The organism is Sphingobium yanoikuyae, from assembly GCF_013001025.1.
GTDB classification, from domain to species: domain Bacteria; phylum Pseudomonadota; class Alphaproteobacteria; order Sphingomonadales; family Sphingomonadaceae; genus Sphingobium; species Sphingobium yanoikuyae_A.
Window position 1 is genome coordinate 140,174 of sequence record NZ_CP053021.1, and the last position, 23,573, is coordinate 163,746.

The following is a 23,573-nucleotide window of genomic DNA, read 5'->3' on the forward strand; positions in this document are numbered from 1 at the left end:
CCGGTCCTGAGCGGACGGCGGGAAGGCAGTTCCTTATATGCCAATATTGCGAAAAGCCAGCCGCAGCTGGAAGCTGTTGCCGGCGCGCGCGTCACCGTTGGTCTGATAGTCGCGCCGCCATGTAAAGCCCAGCGTCAAACAATCATCCTCATAGGCAACGCCTAGGCGCTGGCGCACCGGCTCATAGCCGTCGGCCGTGGTGCCCGGATCTTCCTGCGCGCCGGTAAGGTCTATGACGGTCGAGCCGAACACCGACCAGAAGCGGGCGAACTGGATGCGGCCGCCAAGGCGCAGTTCCTCGCGGTCCTGCAGATCCTCCAGCGTGATGTTGGCGTTGCGGTTGAGGCGCAGATAGCTGATCTGGGCATAGGTCTTCTTGCTGCCCACGGTCGCGTCGACCTCGTTCCGGCGGACCGCCAGATTGTCCTTGTCGACCCGGAAGCGCTGGGTGAAGCTGACGAAATCCTTGTAGCGGACGGTCCAGCGGCCGACGATGTCGGACATGCGGTCGGACAGGCCGGTGCCGTCGGGCAGGATGCTGGCGCGGTTGTCGAGCCGGTAGCTCTGGCCGACATTGGCGTCGAGCGTGAAGTCGGGCAGCGCCAGATTATATTCCAGGCCATAGGTGATGCGGCTCGAATCCTCGAACCGGTCATAGCCCGCGAAGCGGTTGAGCGCGAAGAGGTTGCTGTCCTCCAGATCGACCGACCGGGCATCCTCATTCGGCACCGACAGGTTGGCGAGATGGGGGGAGGCGACGATCTGGACGCGTGGGGCGATACGCTGCACGCCGCCGAAGGCCTCACCCATGAAGGGCCAGCGCATGTCGACCGCGGCGGCGGCGATGCCGCGCGCCTTCCAGCCCGGATCGCCGGCATAGCTGATCGTGTCGGTCAGCAGATTGTCGCTGCTGTGATAGACGTCGCCGCGCAGATAGGTGGTGAAATTCACTTCCTGGCCAAGGCCCGTCAGCTTGCGCAGATTCCATTCGAACGCGGCAAAGGCGCGCTGGGTGTCCTGCCCCTCGGTCCGGGTGATCGCCAGCGTATTGGCCTGGAACTGCATCTGGCCGCCGAGCAGCGGATCCTTCATCCGCAGCCGATAATCCATGACCGGCAGGGCGATCGGCATCTGGCCCTGGGGATCGTCGACGCGCAGCGTCTGCACCGCCCAGCCAGCGAGCGAGAAATAGCTGTTCTCGCCGATCCGCTGGACGCCCAGGGTTGAACGCAGCCGGTCGTCGCGGCTGATATCGTAGCGGCGCAGGAAAGTGCGGTCGGTGGCGACGCGGATCGACCCGTTGACGCTCCATTCGGGCGACAGCTGCATGCCGCCGCTGGCGTCGATCGCGCCGCGAATATCCTTTTGCGAATCGGTCGGCGTGATGCCGCTCGACCGGCTGCCATAGGTGGCATAGCCGGTGATCTGATAGGCGCCGCGATCGTAGAGATGGCGGAAATTGCCTTCGATCATCGGCAGCGAATCGCTGTAGACGTGTGGCGTGACGGTCAGGTCGCGATTGGGCGCGAGCTTGAGATAATAGGGGACCGCGACCTCGAAGCCATTGACCCGGTCATAACGGATATTGGGGACCAGAAGGCCGCTGCCGCCATCGTCGCCGACCGGATGCGACAGGCCCGGCACCGGGATCAGCGGCAGGCCGAACAGCTCGACATTGGCGCGGGTATAGGAGACGCGCTGCTTGGTCGGGTCATAGACGACCTTGACCGCGTTGATCTGCCAGGTCGGTTCCTTGGGGCAACCGTCGCTGCCCTCCACCGGACAGCCGGTATAGGCGGCGTGGTGCAGCGTATAGACGCCATTGACCCGCTCGCCCTTGGTTGCGGCCATGCGGCCGCCCTTCTGGAGGACCAGCAATATATTGTCGACCGCGCCATCCTTGAGCGTATCGGTGACATCGAAGCGATCACCATAGGCGACATTGCCGTCGGGATCGATCACCGAGACGGCGCCCTGTGCCTCGACCTTGCCGGTGTTGCGGTCCCATACGATCTTGTCGGCGCGCAGCCGATTGCCGTCGCGCAGCAACTGGACATTGCCGGAGGCGGTCACGACTTGACTGTTGGTGTCATATTCCAGCGTATCGGCGGCGAAGCCGATTTCCTGGTCATTGTCGGGCACCGGCGCGTCGGGCGCGTTGATTGGCGTCTGGGGCTCGTTCAGCTTGGGCTCGGGCGCCTGTTGCGCATGGGCCAGCGGCGCCGCGAGCAGGCAGGACGAGGCAGCGCCGGCAAGCAGCGCCTGTTTGAACGACAGGGGAAACACGGAAATCTGCAAGCGTAGGGGCCTCTTTGTGGGCACTTCTGGTCCCTGCCTATCGCACTGCTTGGCCCGCGCCGCAATCGCTGCTCGCATTCGGGACGGCGGAAATCCGCCGAATGGCTTTGCAGAGCGGCAAAGCCGCACTATCTGGCTGAAACAAGAACGACACGGCATTCCAGAGAAAAGGCCCCCAGATGGACATCCAATTCAGCCCCACGCGCCCCCAAGTCGACACGTTGGTCCTTGCCGTGGCGAAGGGGTCTGTCGACAGCCTGCCGCTCGCCGCATCGGCCACGCTGGTCGCCGGCGCCGCCGCCGCGCGCTTTGCCGGTGAGGCAGGCGGCAGCGTCGAGAGCTTCGTCGAGGAGGGCGGCGCGGTGCTGCGCGTCCTGCTGCTGGGCATCGGCAATGGCAGTGCGGCCGACCTGGAGCGGGCCGGCGGCGCGCTGACCGCCAAGCTGTCGACCAGCGGCGCGACCCACGCAGCGGTCGAATTCCCGGCCGGCGTCAGTGGCGAGGATGCCGCCCGGCTGGGCCTGGGCGCGCTGCTGCGCAGCTGGCGGATCGACACTTATCGCACGCGTCAGCCCGAAAAGGCCAAGCCGACGCTGGCGACCGTGACGATCGTCGCGACCGGCGCCGAGGCCGAATGGGCCAAGCTGTCGGCGGTCGCCGCCGGCGTTGCCTTCACCCGCGAACTGGTGTCGGAACCGGCCAACATCCTCTATCCCGAAAGCTTCGTCGCGCGCTGCCAGCATCTGGCCGAGCTGGGCGTCAAGATCACCGTGCTGGACCGCGCGGCGATGACGGAGCTGGGCATGGGCGCGCTGCTGGGCGTGGCGCAGGGGTCGGCGCGTGAAGCGCGGCTGCTGGCGATGGAATGGGACGGCACCGATGGCGCCGCCGACAAGCCGGTCGTGTTCATCGGCAAGGGTGTGACCTTCGACACCGGCGGTATCTCGCTCAAGCCTGGCCCCGGCATGGAAGACATGAAGTGGGACATGGGCGGCGCCGGCGCCGTGGCTGGTGCCATGAAGGCGCTGGCCGGTCGCAAGGCCAAGGCGCGTGTCGTCGGCATCTGTGGTCTGGTCGAGAATATGCCCGACGCCAATGCGCAGCGCCCCGGCGACATCGTGACGTCGATGTCGGGCCAGACGATCGAGGTGCTGAACACCGACGCCGAAGGCCGGCTGGTGCTGTGCGACGCGGTGACCTGGGCGCAGAAGACCTATGAACCTGAAGTGGTGATCGATCTCGCCACCCTGACGGGGGCGATGATGATTGCGCTCGGCAGCGAGCATGGCGGCCTGTTCGCCAACGACGATGCGCTGGCCGACGACCTGCTGGCGGCGGGCAAGATCAGCGGCGAGAAGCTGTGGCGCTTCCCGCTGTCGGAGGCCTATGACAAGCTGATCGACAGCCCGATCGCCGACATGAAGAATATCGGCCCGCGCTTCGCTGGCTCGATCACCGCTGCCCAGTTCATCAAGCGCTTCGTCAACGAAGGCGTGAAGTGGGCGCATCTCGACATTGCCGGCATGGTCTGGTCGGACAAGCCGGGCGCCACCGCCGACAAGGGCGCGACTGGCTATGGCGTGCGCCTGATCGACCAGCTGGTGGCCGACAAGTTCGAGCGCTGAAGCCGGTGCAGGTCGACTTCTACCAGCTCAGCCGCGATCCCGTGGAAGGGGTGCTGCCCGCGATCGCGGCGCGCATCCTGGACATGGGCGCGCGGCTGCTGGTGGTGGCCGACGAGCCGGAACGGCTGGCCCGCATATCGGCGGGCCTGTGGGCGGGGCCACCCGAAAGCTTCCTGGCCAATGGGCTGGCAGGCGACGGGGTGGACGCCGCCCAGCCGGTGCTGCTGGCGCAGAGCTGCGACGCTGCCAATGGCGCGAAGCATATCGCGCTGGCGGACGGGGTGTGGCGCGAGGAGGCGCTGGGCTTCGAGCGGGCCTTCTATTTCTTCGACGCGGACACGATCGACGGGGCGCGGGCCAGCTGGCGGGCGCTCAGCAAGCGTGAGGGCGTGACCCCGCGCTTCTGGCGGCAGGAAGGCCGCAAATGGGTGCAGGGGCCGTGAACGCCCGGAAATAGGGACTTCTACCAAGCCCACTCGCGCCCCTCTTGCGAAGTGATCCGGCCCAGTCTAAAGGGCGCGCAACTTTATTCCAACAATCCGGAGTTATGAGGGCCATGGCCGTCACGCGCACTTTTTCGATCATCAAGCCCGACGCAACCCGTCGCAACCTGACCGGCGCCGTCACCAAGATGCTGGAAGAAGCCGGCCTGCGCGTCGTCGCTTCCAAGCGCATCCGCATGAGCCGCGAGCAGGCCGAAGGCTTCTACGCCGTTCACAAGGAACGCCCCTTCTTTGCTGACCTGGTCGCCTTCATGATCTCCGGCCCGGTCGTCGTCCAGGTTCTGGAAGGCGAAAACGCCGTGACCCGCAACCGCGACATCATGGGCGCCACCAACCCGGCCAATGCCGACGCCGGCACCATCCGCAAGGAACTGGCCGAATCGATCGAAGCCAATTCGGTCCATGGTTCGGACAGCGAAGAAAATGCCGCGATCGAGATCGCCTATTTCTTCAAGCCCGAAGAAATCGTCGGCTAAACCCGACACCCGTCCACGGACGAGCAAAAGGCCCGGCGCTCCCGCAAGGAGCGGCCGGGTTTTTTGTTGCTGGGGGCGGGTGGTAGGCGACTGTCCGTAATCCTCCCCAAGCTTGCTTGGGGAGGGGGACCGCCGAAGGCGGTGGAGGGGCAAGTAGATGAGGTCGCGCCATTGCCCCTCCGTCAGCGCTTCGCGCTGCCACCTCCCCAAGCAAGCTTGGGGAGGAACTGAGACGTCAGCTTGCGGCCTGCCTGAACGTGGCCGTGCGGCCCTAGCGTTTCGTCTGGCGGGCCCAGCGGGCGTCTATCTGGGACTGGGCGCTGGCGCCCTGGGCGTGGCTGACCAGGGAGAGGCCGCGCAGGGTCAGCTTGTGGCCGGACAGCCATTTGCCGGCGATGCCATAGCCGATGTCGTAGACGGCGGAATCGCTGTGGGTGTCGCCATTGACGACGAACTGGGTGACGATGGTCACCGGCAGTTTCTCGTCGCCGATGCTGTCGTCGGGCAGCTTGGCGGCATTGCGCGCCTTTTTCAGCGCATCCTCGAACCAGCCGGCCTCGATCCGCGGTTCGCCGGTCGTGTCGACCGGGGCGATGCCGAGCGCCCTGGGGAAATGGATGGTCTGGCTCTGCACCAGCTGATCGGAATCAGTGGGCTTGAGCGTCAGGCGGCTGTCGCCATCGGCCGAAGCGTTGAGCACCAGCCGGGCGGCGCGGGCGGAGGCCTTGCTGCTTTCGGCGGCCTTGCTGGCGCGCTCGTCCTTCTTGTCGGCCCAGTTGAGATAGAGGGTGAGGGCGGAGATCAGCACCGCCGCCACCGCCAGCAATTCGCCCAGCGTGATCCAGCGCCTGCGGATGCGGGCGGCTTCCTCCTTGCGGGTCTCCTGCTTGGCTTCGGGGCTGTCGCTCATCGGGTCAGGCCGTCTGGGGCGGGACTTCGAACTTGTCGATCACCCATTCCTCGGCCTGCGCCTCGCCGATCCATTCCTGCATCCAAGGATGGGCGATGATCGCGCGCATATAGGCTTCGGCAAAGCGGGCGACGGGCAGCTGATAGGTGATGAAGCGGGTCACGACGGGCGCGAACATCAGGTCGACGGCGCCGAACTCGCCGAACAGGAAGTCGCCCTCGCCACCATAGCGGGCGCGGGCCTGGGCCCAGAGCTGCATGATCCGGCTGATGTCGTGAGCAACGGCCTCCGACGGCGGGACCGGGTCATAGATCTGGCGGATGTTCATGCTGTGCTCGCGGCGGAGCGCGGCGAAGCTGCTGTGCATTTCTGCCGCCATCGAGCGGGCCATGGCGCGGGCACCCGGATCGGTCGGCCAGAACTGGTCGCCCTCGGCCTTTTCATTGAGATATTCGACGATGGCCAGGCTGTCCCACACGACGATGTCGTCGCCATCCCACAGGATCGGCACCTTGCCGGAGGAGGGGGCGAACTCATCGCCCTCGCGACGCTTTTCCCACTCCTCGTCATAGAGGGGGACGACCACTTCCTCGAAGGGAAGGCCGGAGAGCTTGCACGCCAGCCAGCCGCGCAGCGACCAGCTCGAATAGGCCTTGTTGCCAATGAACAGCTTCATCATGGCCATGTCTTAGCCGGGCGGGCTTCGATAAGTCGAGAGCCGATAGAGAGGGCTTTCCACTTCGCGTCGAACCGCCTAAGGGGCGGGCATCCCCGGGGGGCCGCTCATGCGCGGCTGAGAGGTGGTCAGCAGACCACGACCCGCTGAACCTGATCCGGCTGATACCGGCGTAGGGAGGGCAAGGCGGCAGGTCCGTCGTCCCTCCTGTGGAGTGGACGTGAGATGAAGACTGCCCGATTGCCCCATGTTGGAAGCGCCTGCCTGACGCTGGCCCTGTTGATGATTGCATCGCCCGCGATGGCGGAGGATGAGCTGGACCAGTCGACCAATATCCAGGTCGTCGGCCATCCCGACCCCGAAGGCCTGTTGCCCGATCAGAGCGCGCCCAAGGCGGTCAGCGCGATCTCCACCGACTTCATCATCAAGCAGGCGCCGACGCTCAACGCCTTCCAGCTGGTCAACCTGCTGCCCGGCGCCAATGTCTCGTCCAGCGACCCCTATGGCCTGTCGGCATCGTCCAGCCTGACGCTGCGCGGCTTGGGCCAGGACCAGATCGGCGTGTTGATGGAAGGCGCGCCGCAGAACGACATCGGCTATTATTATGCCTATCCCTCGCAATTTGCCGATGCGGAGAATGTGCGCCAGGTGATGCTGGCGCAGGGCGCGGCAGATATTGACTCGCCGGTGGTCGCGGCGGCCGGCGGCCTGTTGTCGCTGACGCTGGATGATCCCAGGGCCGAGGCGGGCGGCCTCGTCAACCTGTCGGTCGGTTCCTATGACGAGCGGCGCGTCTTTGCGCGGATCGACACGGGACGGATCGGATCGACCGGGCTGAAGGCCTTTATTTCCTATTCCAACAACCGCGCCGACAACTGGCGCGGGGCGGGGCATGACCAGCGCCAGCATATCGACGCGAAGCTGCTGAACGAATGGGGCGAGGGTAACCGGGCGAGCATCGCCTTTTCCTTCAACGACGCCAAGACATCGACCTATCCCAGCCCGAGCAAGGCGGACTGGGAAGCCTCTGGCCGTGGCTATAATTTCGACGAGACCTATAGCGAGGGGAATACCAACTACTGGCGCCTCTATCGCGCGCCGTTCCGCAATTTCTACGTCGCGGCGCCGGTGCATCTCAAGCTCAGCGACACGCTGAGCTTCGACAGCAGCGCCTATCTGCAGATGGGGCATGGCAATTCGCCCTATGGCACGCAGCTGACCACCACCGGCAATTATCTGGGCACCGAGGAACTGACCCAGCCGATCGACCTGCCCGGCGCGGTGGATGGCGTCGCTACGGTGATGGGCAACTGGACCGGCAAGCAGTTCCGCGTCGGCGACGTCAGCAAGCTGACGCTGCAGGCCGGCGCGCATCGGATCGTGGCTGGCCTGTGGTTCGACTATGGCACGGACCGGGTGACGCAATCCTATACGTCGATCGATGCCGATGGCCGGCCGGTCAACCAGTGGGGCTATCAGGACAAGGCGATCCGCACCGCCGACGGGCGCCTGCTGGCCTATGAAAATCAGCGCACGGAGACGGTCACCAAGGGCTTCTTCCTGTCCGACAGCATTGCGGTGACGCCCAAGCTTGGCATCGACATCGGCTTCAAGGGCGTCAACCTGCTGCGCAACGGCCGCAACTATTTGCCCGGTCCGCAGTCGACGGTGCGGATCGACAGCTTTGCCGCGCTGCCGCGGGCGGCGATCCATTATCAGCTGGACGACCGGCAGCAGCTGTTCGCCAACATTACCACCAATTTCCGCACGCCCAACGAGTTCGCGCTCTACAACAGCTATTATGGCGGCGAACTGGTGAGCCAGGGCACCGACGGCCTGAAGAATGAATATTCGATCTCGCAGGAACTGGGCTATCGCTATATCGGCCCCAGCCTGTCCTTCTCGCTGACCGGTTTCCATTATCATTTCCGCAACCGCCAGGTGGCGACGGTGATCGACAGCGGCGGCGCGCTGGTCAATTCGACCATCAACGCCGGCAGCCAGAGCAGCTATGGCCTGGATGGCGAGATCGACTATCGCCCGGCCAAGGGGATGAGCATCTATGCCTCGGCCGAATATCTGCACACGCGGCTGAACGACGATCTGGCGATCAACGGCGATTATCTGCCGACCAGGGGTAAGCGGGCGGTGTCGGCCCCCAGCTTCCAGTTCGCGCTGGGCAGCACCTATGATGACGGCCGGCTGTTCGGCAGCAGCGCGCTCAAATATGTCGGCCGCCAATATGCGACCTTCATGAATGACGAGAGCATCAAGGGCTATGCCACGCTGGACCTGTCGGTCGGCGTGCATCTGGCCGGGCTGATCGACGCGCAGGTGATGGACCTGCGCATCAACGCGATCAACGTCACCAATCCGCGCGTCCTGTCGGGCGTCTATGCGATCAGCACCAATGCGCAGGACACGGTCGGTCGTAACGGCACGCTGATCGCCGGTTCGGCGCCGACCTATTATGTCGGCAGCGGGCGCGCCGTGGTGGCGACGCTGTCGCGCGCCTTCTGACGATGAGCGCCGTCGCCCCGCATCTGGTCCATGGCATGGGGCTGGCGCTGGACGCGCCGGCCTGGCCGGCGATCACGGCGGATGAGGCCGCGGCGGTGCTGGCCCATTTCCCTGATGCAGGCCGGCTGGCGGCGCTGGCCTGGCATTCGCCGCGCCCCTTCTCGGCGGCGGCGCTGGTCGAGACGGATCGTGGCCCGCTGTTCCTGAAGCGGCATCACCAGCGCTTGCGGACGCCGGCGGCGCTGGCCGAGGAGCATGGCTATATGGCGCATCTGCGTGGTGCCGGACTGGCGGTGCCCGATGTGCTGCGCGCGACCGGTGGTGCCAGCGCGATGGCGCTGGGCGAATGGAGCTATGAGCTGCATCGCCAGGCGCCGGGTATCGATCTTTATCGCGATCGCCAGTCCTGGACGCCCTTCCTGTCGCCCGATCACGCCTTTGCGGCTGGTGTCGCGCTGGCGCAACTGCATCGGGCGGCGGCCGGTTTCGCCGCGCCGGCACGCGGGTCGCATCCGCTGGTGTCGAGCTTCACGATCTTGCCCGCCGTCGATCCGCTGGCCGCAGCGGACGCCTATGTCGCGGCGCGACCGGCGGTGGCGGCCTTTCTGGCGGAGCTGCCCTGGCGGTCGGAACTGGCGCGGCTGTTCGCGGCACTGGGGCAGGGACTGGCGCCGCGGCTGGCGGAACAGCCTGCGCTCTGGACCCATAATGACTGGCACCCCTCCAACCTGCTCTGGTCGGCGGAAGGCGCGGTCAGCAGCATCTTCGATTTCGGCCTGTCGACCCGCAGCTGCGCACTGCATGATCTGGCCACCGCGATCGAGCGGACGGCGATTCCCTGGCTGACGCTGGATCAGGGCCGGCTGGCCGAGCCGGCGGATGTGGGCGGCGCGCTGGCCTTGCTGGCGGGCTATCGCAGTGTCCTGCCGTTGGCGTCTGTCGAAATCGCCACGCTGCTGCGCCTGCTGCCGCTGGTCCATGTCGAGTTCGCCCTGACCGAGATCGATTATTTCTTCGGCATATTGGCCGATCGCGAAGGGGCGATGCTGGCCTGGCAAGCCTATCTGGTCGGCCATGCCGACTGGTTCATGTCGGGGGCGGGGCAGGGCTTTCTGGCGCAACTCCGTGAGGGGGGAGGCGGTTGATGTCGACGCTGGAGATCATTGCCGTCATCATCAGCTTCCTCGGCATCTGGCTGACGGCGCGGCGGCATCTGCTGTGCTGGCCGATCAACCTGATGGCCTGCGCCCTGTATGCCAAGCTGTTCCTGGACGTGCGCCTCTATGCCGACATGGTGCTGCAGGGCCTGTTCGGCATCGCCATCATCTATGGCTGGATCGGCTGGGCACGGGGCAAGCGCGACGAGGGCGAGGTAAGGGTGGTGCCGCTGCCGCCGATGCGGGCCGCCAAGGGGCTGGCGCTGGGCGCCGTCGGTGCCGGCGCGATCGGCTGGTTCACCCATCATTATACCGATGCGGCGCTGCCCTGGATGGATTCGGCGCTGAGCAGTTTCAGCCTGGTTGCCCAATATTGGACGGCGCGGCGCCATGCGGCGAGCTGGCTGCTGTGGATCGCGGTCGACATTTTCTATGTCGGCATGTTCGTGTTCAAGGGATTGTGGCTGACCGCCGGCCTCTATGCCGCGATGATCGGGCTGGCAGTATTGGGCTATTGGCGCTGGCGGCAGGCGATGCGTCGAAGCGCAGCCTGAGCATGGCTGCTGCCTTGAGTCGGCAGGGATCGGATCTATCTGGAAAATGGAGCCGAGCCGGAATCGAATTCCCGGATTTTCCACATTTAAAAACAACAGCTTATGGGAATGTAAGGCCTGTAAGGCCCCCGATCGTGCCCCCAAACGTACCATCAATTAGCGAAAGAACGGCTAGGCCGCCTGCATCCTGCGGTACGGCATTAACGCGCGCGTTTTTCGACGCTGTCATAGCGGATGCCGACTTGCTTCGAAATCCACAGCCGCGAGGTCAAATGAAGCGGACGCCCCTTTCGGGGCAGCCGCTTCATCGAAAGACTATGCCGCTTGCTTCAACTTATCTGGGGTTGCCAGTTGGTGCAGATAGGCAACGGCGCGTTCGGCATGGGCGGCGGCTTGCACGATGGCGCGAGTGTCATTTTGCAACACCTTGATCCAGCTTGCGATATAGCTGGCATGATCGGGGCGCGGCTCGATGCAAAGTTCCAGATCGGCGGCGAGGAAAGCGGCGCCTAATTCCGCCACTAATTCCTCGCGCGCGTACCCTTCATCGCCCCACTTCTCGCGCCCGAATGAGCGATGAAGGCGGCTCTTGTGCCGAGTCCAATGCACGGTCTCATGACCCCTCGTGGTATAATAGCCATGGGCATCATGGAAGGCCGCGAAGGTTGGAAGCTGGATGCGGTCGGCTGAAGGGATGTAATAGGCTTTGTCGCCGCCGTGATTCACAGCTGCGGGAATGCTGGCAAAGAATGCCTCGGCGGCTTCGATGCGCTCCACCTCCGGCGCACGCGCCGACATGATGTGGAACCGTTCGGGCAGGCCGTCGATCTGCGCCACGTTGAATACGGTATAGGTCTTCAGGAAACGGAAGCCCTGTTGCCGATCCTCCCCGCTGACATCGTCACGCACTGTTCTGGTGCTGTCGCCATAATAGACCACGGTTGCACCATGCGCTCCCTTGCGCACCTGCGCACCCAAGGCTTGCGCCTGCTTGTAGGTCATCCATGACGGGTTGACGAAACCGGATGTCGCTGTCGATGGTTTGCAGGAACAACTTGGTGTTGCAGCAACCCAGCATAGATTCCGCGATCTGCGGCCCATAGCGGTGCTGCATCTGCCCCAGCGCCTGGAAGGTCAGCACCACTGCTGCGCCGAACTTGCGGCCTTCGGGCAGCAGCCGCGCCAGGTTGTCGACGCGGGGCAGGTCGGCAAGCTCGTCCAGCACGAACCAGATGCGCCGGTCCTCGGATGGAGGCAGTCCCAGCACAGCGCTCGCCGCGCATTCCAGCCAGCAGGCGAGCAGGGGCTTCGACGCCTCGAAATAGTCCTCCTTCCTCGGCACGAATATCCAGGGCCGCGCACCGGGATGCCAGTCCAGCGCTTCGATGAAGCTGCGGAAGGCAAACGGCCTGGCCTTGCTGTCCTCGGCGCGCAGGAACTGGATCAGGTCCGCCGCCTTGGCGAGCATGAACAGCACGCTGCCCGTGGCCCGGTCGGCATCGTCGGCAAAGGTGCGGGCCGACGAACTGGTGGCGAGCCATTCCTTGAGGTCGTCCTTGGGCCGGTTCTTGAGGGCATGGAGCAGGTCAGGCAGGGTGCGCCGGTTTTCCTGCCACAGGGCGCGGATCATATTGGCGACAAGGATACGGCTGGTGTCGAGCCATACGTCGCTGTCGTGTTGTCCCGTCTCGGTGATGAGCTGGTGGGCGATGCGGTCGGCATCGGCGGGATGCGCGATCTCGGCGAAGGGCGACCAGAAGGCGCAGCGAGTGTCGAACGGGTTGAGGATCACATCGCCACGCGCCGGATCATAATAGTGCGCGATGAACTCGCCGCTGGTGTCGTAGACCAGCGCGGCTTCGCCCCGCGCCTCGATCCCATCGAGCAATTGCCGCAAGGCCGTGGTCTTGCCGCTGCCGGTGGTGCCGATCATCGCCATGTGGCGGGTTTCCAGACGGGTGGGGATCGGCACCTTGCCGATCGACAGGGTGCGGGCGTCAGCTTGCCTGCCGGTCAGCCTCGCAAGCTGCTTCTCGTCCACCACCTGCGTTCCGCCGATCCAGCGATCAGCGAGCAGGCGCTCGCGCCGCCGCGCCAACGCGCCGCGCAAGGCGATCAGCGCCGCAAGCCAGGTGCCGAGGCCCAGCCAGCATCCCCACTTGGCCCAGGCCCAGACCAAATCGACGCGCCGCCGGAAATAGGGATGGGCGATGATCTGGCGCGCTGATCGTCCTTCTTCGATATGGTCGGGATACTGAACGTCGATCCCTGTGTCCGCCTCCCAGCCGGACACGGCCCAGAGCTTGGTCCTCGCCCAGTAGTAGGTGCTGGTGGCGAGCATCGCGTCGCGGCCCAGCATGATGTTGGGTAATCCCAGTCCGCCGAGAGCAACGGAGGCGAGCATGACCAAGGCTTGCCGCTTGAGCCGCGCGCCCTGCGTGCTGAGATGATGCTTGCGCAGGGCATCGGCATGGTCGCGGCGATCGTCGGGGCGGGTCATGGCCGGTTCTCCCGCGCGAGGCCCCGCTGGCGATTATAGGCGGCGGTGATCTCCTCGGTGAGGATCGCGTCGCTCTTGCGAGCGCCGCTGGCCGCACTGCGGGCGTAGCAATAGGCAGCACAAGCGGTGAACAGCGCGCGGTCCAGCACCCTCTCCACATCGACGATGCGGGTGCTGACCGATGCCAGTTCGATCGCGATCTCCCGGGTGTCGATCGCGCTGCCTGTCCCCTGGACGATGGCGGCCAGTCCCGTGTCCACCACGCGGGCGAGCATGGCATATTCGCTCAATCCGCGTTGTCTAGCGAAGCCGACAAGGGTGCGGTGCTGGGCCGGAGAGAGCCGCACGGTCTGGGCGCGGGCACTCATCGTGCCGCTCCCGGTGAGATGCTATTCGCCATCGCGCGAAATGGCGGATTTGCGCTGCTTTCGCGCCACCGCATTTGACGGGATGCTATCCGCATCCCGTCAAACCCGCAGAAATGCTCGATGCACCCGTGCGTGAGGTGTGTATTTGAATTGTCGGCTCGATGCGTAGCATCGCAGCCCTGCGAGCTTGTCTTTTGGGCGACCGGATCAGGCATGGTCCGATCCTTCCCGGCAGGCTTCCCCCGGTGCATCAGGGGTGGTGTCCCTTACCCAGGCGGCGATGATCCGCTTGGCTTCGCGGTCGGCCCTGGGGCGATCGATCTCCCGGCGGTGACGGGGTTGGTCGTAAAGGCCGTGTTCGATGATCCAATTCTGGATCACTTTGTCGATGGCATCCTGCAATCGGCTCTCGAGCCGCCTTGCCGCGATGGGATCGAGATGCGCGGTGACATGCGGAGCGTCGATCAGTCCGCCCAGCGGGAGATAGGTCCCGCCTGCTTTCTGCAATGGGCCATCCACCCGCAGGGTCGATACGACGCCCCGGTGGGTGTGCAGAACGGGGCGTTCGTCGAGCTTCCAGTGGCTGATTGAGCAGCGGTAGGTCTCGCCATCGTCATCGAAGGGCAGCAGCCGCTTGATCAGCGGCTCGACGATGGGCGCAAGCCGCTGATGGACCGTGAAGCGCAGCGTGACATAGGACCGGCCTGCCAGCCAGGCGGCCAGCCGATCGACGGTGTTGCGGATGGAAGGCATGGATCATCCTTTCGTGAAATCACGGTTGTTTGGGGTCTTGTGTGCTGGAAGATTCGACCGCGACCGGACCGCCCGGCGATCAGGCCGGGACCGGCGAGCGGCTGGGGTTCAGGCGAGGGGTCGGGATTGGGCCAGCCGCCGGACCGACTCGGTGGTCAGCAGCGTGCGCCGGCCGATCTTGATGGCATCGAGGCCACCCGACTTTATCAAGGCGTAGACCGACGATCGACCGACGCCGAGCGCCTTGGCGGTGTCATTGATGGATAGGGCAAGAGGTTCCATGTGCGTCTCCATGTTGGCCGACTGGCGGCGGGAGACATGTCCGGTTGCACAGGATTGCCAGCGGTCCTCCCCGTAATGGGAAAGCCGCAGAAATCCGCCGATGGCGCGCCGTGCCGAAAACAGACGCCGTGCGCCGAAAAGCCATTCCCGATTCGCCAAAATCAGAAGCGGTGCTCAGCGGTCGTCGGAAAACGTAGACTTTTTGAGGTGAGCGTAGATTTTTCTGGCGTAGGGTGTCAGCCGGTCGCGCTTGGGAATATCGCCTGACACGTTGGCCGCGCTGTCGAACCACTCGTCAAACCAATCGGTCAGCGAACGCACCGCCGCCGCCTCGTTGTTCAGGTCCAGCGTGGCGAGCCTTGGATCGGCGCGCAGATCGAAAGCTGCCTCGACATAGGCATATTTGACGTTGCGGCCAGGGCCGCCCGAACGCTTCGGCGCGCTCATCGCCAGCATTCTCTCCATGTCCTCGCGATGCAGATAAAGGTCGGCCGGAAGGGACATGGCGGTCGGAAAGCGCATGACTATCGCCCGGTCATCGCCCTGCTCGGATAACAGGAAGTAGCGCAACCTTCCGAAGAACTGGCGGCGGTTGAGAGCAATCCGCTTCTTGCTGAAGCGGGAGATGTAATAGGCTCTCGGGCCATCGACCTTCTGCAAATGCCCCAGCACCTCCTCGAACAATGGATCGGATGGGTGGGGCAATCCCAGCGGGGCATCCGGGACTGCCAGACCATATTGATAGGCCCGCCGCCACAAGTAGGGGGCTATGGTTCCTGCCAGCATCAGCAAGGTGCAATAATAGAAAAAGTCGGAAGATTCTGATCGATTCGCCGCTGCAAGGCCGATCAGGGAAAAAAGAGCTAGAAACCCGAAAATGCTGCTTATGCCGATGGCGAGATTGTAAGACCGTGAGAAGCGCGGCTTTATCCCTTTGAGGAACGCCGCATTCAGGCTCAAACCCTCGTCCTGATCATCCGCCCTGATATTTGCCAGCACCTTCCAGAGCGGAACATCATCGATATCATCCCCGTCCGCAAAGACTTTCCATCTTTCGCCGGGGCTGCCTGTCATCTGTTTCCACCTTGCCGCAACTCGTCCAGATAATTGCTCCACCATTGCGCCATGGCAACACGCTCCGCCCAATAGGCCGACTGGTTATAGATGCGCCGGACGCTGCCCGCCACCATGTGCGCTAACGCGCGCTCGATGGCGTCGGGGTTCCATTTGCCAGACTCGTTCAGCAGCGAAGATGCTGTCGTACGGAAACCATGCGCGGTCATCTGCTCCTTTGTATAGCCCATGCGCCGCAAGGCCGCGTTGATTGTATTATCGCTGATCGGCCTCGCGCGCGTTCTGATCGACGGGAACACATATTGTCCGGAACCAGATAGGCAGTGCATATCGGTTAGGATTGCGAGCGACTGCCGCGACAAAGGCACCGAGTGGGGCTGGCGCATCTTCATCTTCCCTTCCGGGATGATCCAAACCGCCTTTTCAAAATCAACCTCCATCCATTCCATTTGCCGAATTTCGCCCGGACGTTGGAAAACATGGGGCGTTAATTTCAGCGCGTACATGACGGCAGGATCGCCTTGATAATCCTCGATGGCCCGGAGCAGCGCCCCGAAAGCGGCGGGATCAGTGATCGCGGGGAAATGCTTGACCTTCGCTGTTGTCAGCGCCCCCATCAGCAGTTGGGCCGGGTCGCGATCGGCCCGCGCTGTCGCTACCGCATAACGAAACACGCGGCTGGCAAATGCCCGGAGGAGATTCGCCGTCTCCAGGCGGCCCCGCCGCTCATGCTTCCGCAATTCTTGTAGCAGTTCCTGCGGCGTGATCTCCGTAACGGGACGTCTGCCGAAATCGCCGCCCAGCAGCTTCACGAACCAGCGCATTTTTTCCAATGTCGGCTCTGCCAGCCCCTCCCGCGTTTTCTTTTCAATCAATTCCTCGGCTACGCTCGCGAAACTGTTGCTGGCGCGGATACTGGCTTCAATGCGCGCCTGACGCTTGGCGACGTTGGGATCAACCGCATGGGCGAGCTGCCGGCGGGCCGCATCACGCGCTGATCGCGCCTCAGCCAGTGTGATTTCGGGATATGATCCGAGCGCCAGCTTTCGCTCCACGCCGTTCATTCGGTACTTTACCCGCCAAAGTTTGCTACCCCTCGGATTAACCAAGAGGTACAGTCCCTGCGAATCTGAGACTTTATAGGGCTTATCCTTAGGCTTGGCGTTACGGATCGCGGTATCGGTCAGCACCATTGGGGGCCTCGCTTCCGTGGGGGCTTCGCAAAGCCCCCAAATTAGGCCCCCATCGTCTGCGGCTACAGGCAAATAAGGGCAGTCGCTGACAACCAGCGATTACCCATAAACTAGCAGGAAACAGGGATTTTTCCAACTGTTGGCAGCTCTCGCCAAACAGGATTTTGGAGGCCCGAGCCGGAAACAAACCAACGTGCTTTTTCAACGTGGTTAGATTGTCTACCTTTGGGTGAACACCCTACGGATTCCTGCGGCGACCCGAGATTGATGTCTAACCATTTTAGATGCATCCGACCGCCAGCATTTGGACCCGCACAATCGGCGATGGGGACCGCACAATCGGCGATCGGAACCGACCCTCGACCGTGACACCGGATGCACCTCTTCACGATATGTTCACTTTAAGATGCGCTATATCCACCATATATGGCGATCAATGTGATCGGAAATGTTCACGGTGATGCGTACATGCAACTATTGCTAGTGCGCTTTCGTTGTGATTAAGGAGTGACGAAACGTCGGCGATCGATCGTCCATTGGTGCTGAAGATCCATCCTTCAGTACGCGTTTCTCAGAAAGGAGCTATAATGCGTCAACCCGTCAGGCAGTCCGGAGGGGGCAATTTGCGCGCTGCGCGTCCCACGCCTTCGTACAATGACGAAGTGACGAAGGATTTTATCGAGCGCCAGGATGCCCGCATCCGCGAGGCAGCAGGCGATATTGAACTCGTCCCGATTTCCGGAGACGCTTGGTAATTGGCCTTCCGGTTTTATCCGTTCTCAACCGCGCCGGCACCATGCAATGCTGCAAGGTGCCGGTTCCCGTATGTGGAAGAGCAGGATAAGCCCGGACCTAAGCCGCATCCCTGTATCGTAAAGCGGGTCAGCGGGGATCAGTACGGAAATCCGTGGCTCCATGTCGCGTATGGAACCAGCAAAGACGTCTTCCGCCGCGGGATAGAGCACTTCACCGTCTCCAACATGGCAGAGATGGATCTCTGCGGCCTGTGGATGGCCACGCGCTTCCGGCTGGACAGAGTGGCATTGGTGCCTTGGGCTGAAGAGTTTTTCATCAACCCGCCTGGGCGATCATCTCCTGTTATGGGCCGCCTTAGCGAACATGGCGTCGCCCTGCTGCGTTACCAGGGCGGCCTACTCGCCAAGCGCCAGGCGGAGAATCAGGCGCAATTGCCGCTTGAGGAAGACGAAGACGAGTGATTCGGAAGTCACTTCCGGTCATCGCCTAAACGATATCTCGCAGAACTCATCCACCGGCTCGGGCGGCACCTCATGCGGCCGGCGCATCATCTCGCCGCGCCTGGTCGGCTGGGGCAGGGTGGGCGTGGTTCCATCGGTCGCTACCCGGATAACCGCGCCGAAGCTGTCCGCCTTGTGAAAGATCGCCCTGATGCTCGGCAGCAGGTTGCGCGCCCAGTCAGCATGCGACGGGCTGACATAGCCGATCTGGCGCCCGCGCTGCGAATAGACCGACACGGCCGGCACGCCTTCCACCAGCCGCTTGAGCGGGCGCAGAGTGACACGCTCACCGGCGATGCAGCGATCAATCTCCGCCTGGCGCCGTGGCGCGCATTCGGTGCGGAAGTCGGCCCCCACGATCGCCAGCCCGATCGACGGGGTGACGGCCGGCCGATCAAGGTCAGCGGCGATTCTCATGGTGAGAACATAATGTGAACGTGTGTCGGATGGAAGGGTTGGCCGAATCGCTCGCGCGGCGCGACGTTGTCTCCATGGAACAGTCTAGAACAGTATCTGCCGACGATATCGAAGCTCTGGCCTTTGCGGCTGGCGCAACCATCGCAAACGAATTTTTCTGCAAGTGGAAGCCTGAACAATGAGCCGCTGCCGAATTTGCAGCGCCAACGATGAGCAGGCGCTGATCGAGGATATGGCCCGTGCCATGTGGGAAACGCAGAGGTCTTCCGACCCTCATGGAGAGTGGCGGGACTGGGATCAAACGCACTCATATTGGCGTGATCGGATGATGGAATTTGCAGCCGCCAGCCTGCAGGCGATCCGCACATATTCCGCGAGGAATGGCAGCGCTTAATGTCGATTAATTTACAATGATGTAATTAACCGCTAGTTCGCCTGCATCTGTCGTCAGGGCCGCGGCCCGTCCCTGATGCGGAGACCCCATCCTTATCTTACAAGTTGTGCGACCTGTCGGGATCTGGATGGGGTCACTCTTGTTCGCCCCTGCCGCCCTTAGTATCGTTGCCAAGCTCCTGGCGCGATTCATCGTCATCGCGGCGCGCGTCAGGGGCACGCTTGATAGCCCGGCCGATCGCCTTTGCTGCGATCACTACGTAGCCCAGTGCCTCCAGCGCCAGACCAACCTTGCCGAGCCCGCGCGTGATCTTGCCCAAGCCCATCAGTCTTCACCCCATTTGAAAACGGGCAGGTCGACGGTCTGACCGGCAAGTGCGTGCGTGCTGTCAGGCAGGAACTGGATTTTCCCGTCCGTCACGAACGAATGACACACCTCCGGCGGGTCGCCAGGCTCAGGCTTGAAGTTGGGATCGACGGCGCGGCCGGTGGTTACCAGCACAGACGGCGTGAATGTCGGTGCTTCCGGGTTTCCGTTATAGCCCCAGCGCAAGCCGGAGCCAGTGCCTACCTTGATGCCGTGGACGGCGCGGCAGCCCGGACAAAAGAAGAGCAGCCCGCCATCTTCCGCGCCGCGCAGGATCGGGGAGAGCGCACCCATCAGGCGGCCCTCCGCTTCGCATATGCCGCCGCCAGCCGCGTGTCGTACTTGTTCTCGCGGTAGGCGGTGCCATTGTAGCCTTTGGCAAAGGCGGCCCAGTCGCCGCGCTGGAGCGCGCCCTTCAGGCCACGGCCGGCAACGAAACGGATGAACGCTTCCAACTGGTCGCCCTCGGTCTGCGCCTGGCGCCATGCGAAGGACCACGGGTCCGGCGCGCCGCACACCACATAATTCTCGCCCAGGATCTGGAAGCCGCCATAGCTGGCCGACGCAAAGCCTGCATCGACATCGAGGGCGACGGCATCCAGCATCTGCTGCCAGCGCGCCGCCTGACCGGCCGGATAGAGCGCGCGGTTCCAGACGCGAGACGAAAGCCGAGGGTGGCTCTTGTCGAACCGGTGCCCCGTCGCCTTGCTGAACCGGTGCGGCTCGAACAGGATCGTCGGCCGTCCGTCGATGAAGGCGGATCCGGTCGATTCCACATCATAGACCGCCCAGACCTTTGCCGGCTCGACGGACAGGTCCGCCGCTGCCTGCGCGATGTCGCTGGTGCTGATCGGATGGTCCGGCCCGTCGGTCAGGCATGCGAGGATTGCGCCTTTGCTTTTGGGGCCGAGCTGGCCGTCGATCGCTCCATTATAATAGCCGAGCGACGACAGCCTGCGCTGCAGGGTGAATTGGTCCATATCAATCTCCGGTGATGGGGCGCCGCTCAGCGCGGCGTGGTGCCCATGAAGGCGTCGATCGCGGCCTTGAACCGGCCGCCGATCGCACTCTTGGCGATGCCGATGATGCCCGCGCCCAGGCTGCCCACACCGATGCCAGTGATGCCGGCCGCCAGCAGTTCCAGTTCCTGCGCCTGCACCCATAGGGTAGCGACCAGCAGGCAAAGCGCGGTGATGGCGATATCGAGCGCCCACTGGGCCTTGCCCTTGGCTTGAAGGCCGATGATGACGCGGGTAATGATGACGCCGCAAATGCAGACGATGGTGGGGCCAGCGTGAAACGGCTCACCGAAGATCCACCAGATCACCGGTTCGCGAGATGCAATAGAGGTCATTGCGGCAGCCCCCAGCGCCGCACCCAATCTCACCGCAGACATACGGCGGCCAGGGCGGCCACAAAGCTCAGAATGATGACAGCGAGCGCACGGACCAGAATGGGCCAGCGCGACCACATGTCGACGGGAAGGGGCGCTTTGCGCAGTTGATGTTCGATGCCAGGCTCTCCCAGCACTACGATCGTCATCCACATAAGGCCGCAGCCTATGGCGATCGGGTCGATCCACCGCTTGGCCATGGACACGCGCGCTGAAGTCGCTGCGTCTGCCGGGTTCCAGCCCCAAAGAAACATGGCCTCAGCACCACACCGCAGGGTGATGCCGATCCCGGCAAAGAATGTGATAGCGCGATAGAGGGTGACGGGATCGAGCGGATGGTCCCAGATGCGCTGGCTCCATATCCTGCTGCCCTGCTTGCCGACCATCATCGCGCCTAGGAACGTCGTCGCGGTCATCAGGAAAAGGTTGAACAGGTAGAGCGAAGCCCCATTATCGAAGCTGGGCGGCATCGCTGTGGGCGGCCCCTGTGCGATATAGTTGGCGACCACGCTTCCGGCCGCGCCGGCAATCGACGCAAGCATAGGCTTCTCCATGGGTTTTTGGGGATTACATTTTCGACCGTGAGCAGCAGCGCCCAAGGGAGGCATGACGATGCAAGATGATGACTATGATCGCGAGGTGGACCTGAAGAAGGACCGAGGGCGCGCTGATCAGGGGCCCTATAAGCCCGACTTCATGTTCCTCATCTTCGCGGTGGTCGTCGGCGTGATGCTGGCCTTGGCGACCGGCTTTCTGCAGTTCTGATCAGCTGCCGCCCGGCCTCTCGCATGCATTTCGGGGCGCAACCTTGCGACCCGCCCGGGCGTTGAACGCGAAATGCCGCCTGGATGGCCCAGCATTCGCCATAGCGCAGGCAAGACTACCGCCACCTTGCTTGTGTCGTAGACCTCGTAATCCATGGCGCCCTCAGCTGATTCGAGGCTATGCGACCGTCATCGATCAAGCAAGGGACAGCCTGTCCATAGGTCACTTCCGCCGCATAGAGCGGGAATGGCGAGCCATTTCTCCGACGCCCATCTTAATTCCGTTTTCTGGTGGAGCCCTGACAGGAGATCCACCTCGGCATTCTATAAAGCAGCAAACTGAGACATTTGGTCTCGCAATCCGCGCTCCAAAGCTGCCGCGCCCGTCAACGTGAGATGGCCGTCATCAAAATAGTATAACTCCCCGGATAAGCTTTGCACTCTGCAATCGGGAGCGCACAGCACTGGAGCTAGGTCGATTGTTGGAATACCCAAAGCTGAAAGGGTATTGCTAACTTTCTGATTGTGAGCGGAATATGCAGCGAGGGACTGCGGAACAAATGCCATTCCCTCATGCGCTTGCCGATATAGTAATTCAGGCACGCTGGCGCGATAGACTGGGATCGGCTTAATCCAAATCACACGAAGGCCAGCAGATTTAGCGACTGCTTTGATGGCGGGTATGTCAATTTTCCGGGCGTTATCTGGCGAGTAATGGAGATAGATGGTTTTAGCACCTGCAACTTTTGCCTGGCGCGCGAGCCAATCGGGTTTGAGCTTATCGGACAGAAGAGGAGCATTACTAACCGCAAAATATGGTCGCTGGCCCAAAGAGGCACTGACTTTAGCGAACGATACCTTAATCGCATCAGCATGGCTGTCGCCGATTAACAATATGGGAACGCCGGCCTCTCCGATTGCGCATATCTCTGCCTTTGGCTGCGTGATCCGGATAAGTTTGCCGCAGCGGTAAGGTGCCCGGTCCTGGAAAGCCTTAAAAATCTTTTGATCGCGATCTGGAAAAAAGACCAGTTGAAACGACGGAAGAGTGATTGCGAGGGCTGCCACCGCTGCCACCGTCAAAGCTGAATTGCGCCACGAGAAGAGGCGCACGCTGTGCCTTTCGAACAGCATATAAAGAATAAAGGAGCAAGCTCCGATTAGGGCGATGGACACAGAGATATGCAGTGCCGACTGATAGCCCAGAATCGTTCCGCTGAAGGGTCGATAATGCAACAGCACCAGCGCAGGAAAGTGCGCGAGATAAATCGAGTACGAAACATTGCCTAACTTCAGCAAAGCCGTTCCTGCTGCGGATGTGGTCACCTTGGTAGGCAGCCCCCATATGAGTGCGCCAGCAGTAGCCAGTGTGGCAACAATCGATCCAAGTCCAGGATGGCCCACTATTGGGCTGAGCGCAGAGCCATCTACCGGAAGAAAGAGGCTCGCCAGCATAAGCACACTGCAAAGCAAACCGAGCTTAGGGTTCGATCCGATGGCGAACCGGGCGGCGAGCATTCCCGCTCCAAATTGCCAAATACGAAATGGCGCAAGGAAGAATGGCGTTTTGGGACTGATAGTGACCGCCAATAGGCACAATGCTAGTGAGACCAGGCATACGGCAATTAGCAACCAAGTCCGGTTACGTGTTAAAAACGCAAGCGCTGGCAGTATCAAATAAAATTGCAGCTCAACCCCGAGCGACCACAGGTTCAGCAAAGGGTTGAAGTCAGACTTGCTGAAATAAGAATTCTGTGCCCAATAGCCGATATTTGGCACGAAAAAGACTGACCAGAGTGCCTGGTTGGCGGCCTGTGAAAATTCGCTTGGGAGAACGAAAACTGCGGACGCGACCAACGTCGTGAGGATAGTCGCGAAGTAGGCAGGCAGCAGGCGCCGGGCTCTACGCTGATAGAATGACCGCCAGGTGGATTGCTCTGTGTACAGCATCTGCATCAGAAAGCCGCTGATGACGAAAAAAATATCGACACCCAGAAACCCTGCTTCGAAGCCGCCAAGGCCCAAATGAAAAAGCACAACAGCCAATACCGCGATCCCACGATATATCTGGATATCTCTTCTGAATTCCATTTA

At 62.6% G+C, this 23,573-nt stretch carries 27 protein-coding genes and 1 riboswitch; of the genes, 10 read left to right on the plus strand and 17 right to left on the minus strand.

Annotated features, from left to right (window positions below):
* Positions 1–33: 33 nt before the first annotated feature.
* Complete coding sequence (locus HH800_RS00720; protein ID WP_169859867.1) at positions 34–2,298, minus strand: LPS-assembly protein LptD; 2,265 nt, start codon at positions 2,296–2,298, stop codon at positions 34–36.
* A 179-nt stretch (positions 2,299–2,477) separates the two neighbouring features.
* Between HH800_RS00720 and HH800_RS00725 the strand changes: the two genes are divergently transcribed.
* The 3 genes from HH800_RS00725 (at position 2,478) to ndk (ending at position 4,902) form a co-directional block, all read left to right on the plus strand.
* Positions 2,478–3,923 carry a leucyl aminopeptidase gene (locus HH800_RS00725; protein ID WP_169859869.1) on the plus strand — a complete coding sequence of 482 codons (1,446 nt, stop codon included), beginning with the start codon at positions 2,478–2,480 and terminating at the stop codon, positions 3,921–3,923.
* Between the two features lie 5 nt (positions 3,924–3,928).
* Positions 3,929–4,366, plus strand: coding sequence for a DNA polymerase III subunit chi (locus HH800_RS00730; protein ID WP_169859870.1), 438 nt, complete (start codon positions 3,929–3,931; stop codon positions 4,364–4,366).
* Positions 4,367–4,479: 113 nt separating this feature from the next.
* Entirely contained in the window at positions 4,480–4,902 is a 423-nt protein-coding gene (ndk, locus tag HH800_RS00735; protein ID WP_004210674.1) for a nucleoside-diphosphate kinase, read from the plus strand.
* 271 nt (positions 4,903–5,173) lie between these two features.
* Here ndk and HH800_RS00740 read toward each other — a convergent pair whose 3' ends face one another.
* Positions 5,174–5,812, minus strand: a complete 639-nt coding sequence (locus HH800_RS00740; protein ID WP_169859872.1) for a hypothetical protein — start codon at positions 5,810–5,812, stop codon at positions 5,174–5,176.
* Positions 5,813–5,816: 4 nt separating this feature from the next.
* Complete coding sequence (locus tag HH800_RS00745) at positions 5,817–6,491, minus strand: glutathione S-transferase family protein (protein ID WP_169859874.1); 675 nt, start codon at positions 6,489–6,491, stop codon at positions 5,817–5,819.
* 83 nt (positions 6,492–6,574) lie between these two features.
* Positions 6,575–6,684, plus strand: a riboswitch (TPP riboswitch).
* Between the two features lie 29 nt (positions 6,685–6,713).
* Between HH800_RS00745 and HH800_RS00750 the strand changes: the two genes are divergently transcribed.
* From HH800_RS00750 to pnuC, 3 genes are read left to right on the plus strand one after another with little or no spacing between them, the layout of a single operon-like run.
* A complete protein-coding gene (locus tag HH800_RS00750; RefSeq protein WP_169859876.1) occupies positions 6,714–9,008 on the plus strand; it encodes a TonB-dependent receptor in 2,295 nt (764 codons plus the stop codon).
* Positions 9,009–9,010: 2 nt separating this feature from the next.
* Positions 9,011–10,153: a phosphotransferase enzyme family protein gene (locus tag HH800_RS00755; RefSeq protein WP_169859878.1), complete on the plus strand. Its 1,143-nt coding sequence runs from the start codon at positions 9,011–9,013 to the stop codon at positions 10,151–10,153.
* On the plus strand, positions 10,153–10,719 hold the full coding sequence (gene pnuC / locus HH800_RS00760) for a nicotinamide riboside transporter PnuC (protein WP_169859879.1): 567 nt from the start codon (positions 10,153–10,155) through the stop codon (positions 10,717–10,719). Before HH800_RS00755 ends, pnuC begins: the two co-directional genes overlap by 1 nt.
* Before the next feature lie 315 nt (positions 10,720–11,034).
* Here the strand turns inward: pnuC and HH800_RS00765 are convergent, their stop codons facing one another.
* The 7 genes from HH800_RS00765 to HH800_RS00795 all read right to left on the minus strand — a co-directional run bounded on the left by HH800_RS00765 (position 11,035) and on the right by HH800_RS00795 (position 16,889).
* Positions 11,035–11,721: an ArdC family protein gene (locus tag HH800_RS00765; protein ID WP_235681984.1), complete on the minus strand. Its 687-nt coding sequence runs from the start codon at positions 11,719–11,721 to the stop codon at positions 11,035–11,037.
* Positions 11,621–13,219, minus strand: a complete 1,599-nt coding sequence (locus tag HH800_RS00770) for a type IV secretion system DNA-binding domain-containing protein (protein ID WP_235681985.1) — start codon at positions 13,217–13,219, stop codon at positions 11,621–11,623. The genes HH800_RS00765 and HH800_RS00770 overlap by 101 nt, the downstream gene beginning before the upstream one ends.
* A complete protein-coding gene (locus HH800_RS00775) occupies positions 13,216–13,587 on the minus strand; it encodes a hypothetical protein (protein WP_169859881.1) in 372 nt (123 codons plus the stop codon). The genes HH800_RS00770 and HH800_RS00775 overlap by 4 nt, the downstream gene beginning before the upstream one ends.
* 207 nt (positions 13,588–13,794) lie before the next feature.
* Positions 13,795–14,340: a hypothetical protein gene (locus HH800_RS00780; RefSeq protein ID WP_206379189.1), complete on the minus strand. Its 546-nt coding sequence runs from the start codon at positions 14,338–14,340 to the stop codon at positions 13,795–13,797.
* 108 nt (positions 14,341–14,448) lie between these two features.
* Positions 14,449–14,781, minus strand: a complete 333-nt coding sequence (locus HH800_RS28950; RefSeq protein WP_235681986.1) for a helix-turn-helix domain-containing protein — start codon at positions 14,779–14,781, stop codon at positions 14,449–14,451.
* A gap of 15 nt (positions 14,782–14,796) precedes the next feature.
* Positions 14,797–15,696 carry a hypothetical protein gene (locus tag HH800_RS00790; protein ID WP_169859883.1) on the minus strand — a complete coding sequence of 300 codons (900 nt, stop codon included), beginning with the start codon at positions 15,694–15,696 and terminating at the stop codon, positions 14,797–14,799.
* Positions 15,693–16,889 (minus strand): tyrosine-type recombinase/integrase, encoded by a 1,197-nt coding sequence (locus HH800_RS00795; protein WP_169859885.1) that lies wholly within the window; start codon positions 16,887–16,889, stop codon positions 15,693–15,695. The genes HH800_RS00790 and HH800_RS00795 overlap by 4 nt, the downstream gene beginning before the upstream one ends.
* Before the next feature lie 587 nt (positions 16,890–17,476).
* Here HH800_RS00795 and HH800_RS00800 point away from each other — a divergent pair.
* Together HH800_RS00800 and HH800_RS00805 are read left to right on the plus strand one after the other, a co-directional pair.
* Entirely contained in the window at positions 17,477–17,644 is a 168-nt protein-coding gene (locus HH800_RS00800) for a hypothetical protein (protein ID WP_169859886.1), read from the plus strand.
* 72 nt (positions 17,645–17,716) lie between these two features.
* Positions 17,717–18,106, plus strand: coding sequence for a hypothetical protein (locus tag HH800_RS00805; protein WP_169859888.1), 390 nt, complete (start codon positions 17,717–17,719; stop codon positions 18,104–18,106).
* Positions 18,107–18,124: 18 nt separating this feature from the next.
* Here HH800_RS00805 and HH800_RS00810 read toward each other — a convergent pair whose 3' ends face one another.
* A complete protein-coding gene (locus HH800_RS00810) occupies positions 18,125–18,562 on the minus strand; it encodes a hypothetical protein (RefSeq protein WP_169859890.1) in 438 nt (145 codons plus the stop codon).
* A gap of 29 nt (positions 18,563–18,591) precedes the next feature.
* Between HH800_RS00810 and HH800_RS00815 the strand changes: the two genes are divergently transcribed.
* Positions 18,592–18,744, plus strand: coding sequence for a hypothetical protein (locus HH800_RS00815; protein WP_169859892.1), 153 nt, complete (start codon positions 18,592–18,594; stop codon positions 18,742–18,744).
* Between the two features lie 345 nt (positions 18,745–19,089).
* Here HH800_RS00815 and HH800_RS00820 read toward each other — a convergent pair whose 3' ends face one another.
* Genes HH800_RS00820 through HH800_RS00840 form a run of 5 tightly spaced genes read right to left on the minus strand, consistent with a single transcriptional unit; the run spans position 19,090 to position 21,224 of the window.
* Complete coding sequence (locus tag HH800_RS00820; RefSeq protein WP_169859893.1) at positions 19,090–19,275, minus strand: hypothetical protein; 186 nt, start codon at positions 19,273–19,275, stop codon at positions 19,090–19,092.
* A gap of 5 nt (positions 19,276–19,280) precedes the next feature.
* A complete protein-coding gene (locus HH800_RS00825) occupies positions 19,281–19,616 on the minus strand; it encodes a DUF6527 family protein (RefSeq protein ID WP_169859895.1) in 336 nt (111 codons plus the stop codon).
* Complete coding sequence (locus HH800_RS00830) at positions 19,616–20,302, minus strand: N-acetylmuramidase domain-containing protein (protein WP_169859897.1); 687 nt, start codon at positions 20,300–20,302, stop codon at positions 19,616–19,618. Before HH800_RS00830 ends, HH800_RS00825 begins: the two co-directional genes overlap by 1 nt.
* A 26-nt stretch (positions 20,303–20,328) precedes the next feature.
* A complete protein-coding gene (locus HH800_RS00835; RefSeq protein WP_169859899.1) occupies positions 20,329–20,676 on the minus strand; it encodes a hypothetical protein in 348 nt (115 codons plus the stop codon).
* A gap of 29 nt (positions 20,677–20,705) precedes the next feature.
* Positions 20,706–21,224, minus strand: a complete 519-nt coding sequence (locus tag HH800_RS00840) for a hypothetical protein (RefSeq protein WP_235681987.1) — start codon at positions 21,222–21,224, stop codon at positions 20,706–20,708.
* A gap of 97 nt (positions 21,225–21,321) precedes the next feature.
* Here HH800_RS00840 and HH800_RS00845 point away from each other — a divergent pair, with 97 nt between their 5' ends.
* The gene (locus HH800_RS00845; RefSeq protein WP_169859901.1) at positions 21,322–21,480 is read left to right on the plus strand and encodes a hypothetical protein; all 159 of its coding nucleotides are present in this window, start codon (positions 21,322–21,324) and stop codon (positions 21,478–21,480) included.
* A 323-nt stretch (positions 21,481–21,803) separates the two neighbouring features.
* Here the strand turns inward: HH800_RS00845 and HH800_RS00850 are convergent, their stop codons facing one another.
* The gene (locus tag HH800_RS00850; RefSeq protein ID WP_169859903.1) at positions 21,804–23,570 is read right to left on the minus strand and encodes an acyltransferase family protein; all 1,767 of its coding nucleotides are present in this window, start codon (positions 23,568–23,570) and stop codon (positions 21,804–21,806) included.
* Positions 23,571–23,573 lie beyond the last annotated feature (3 nt).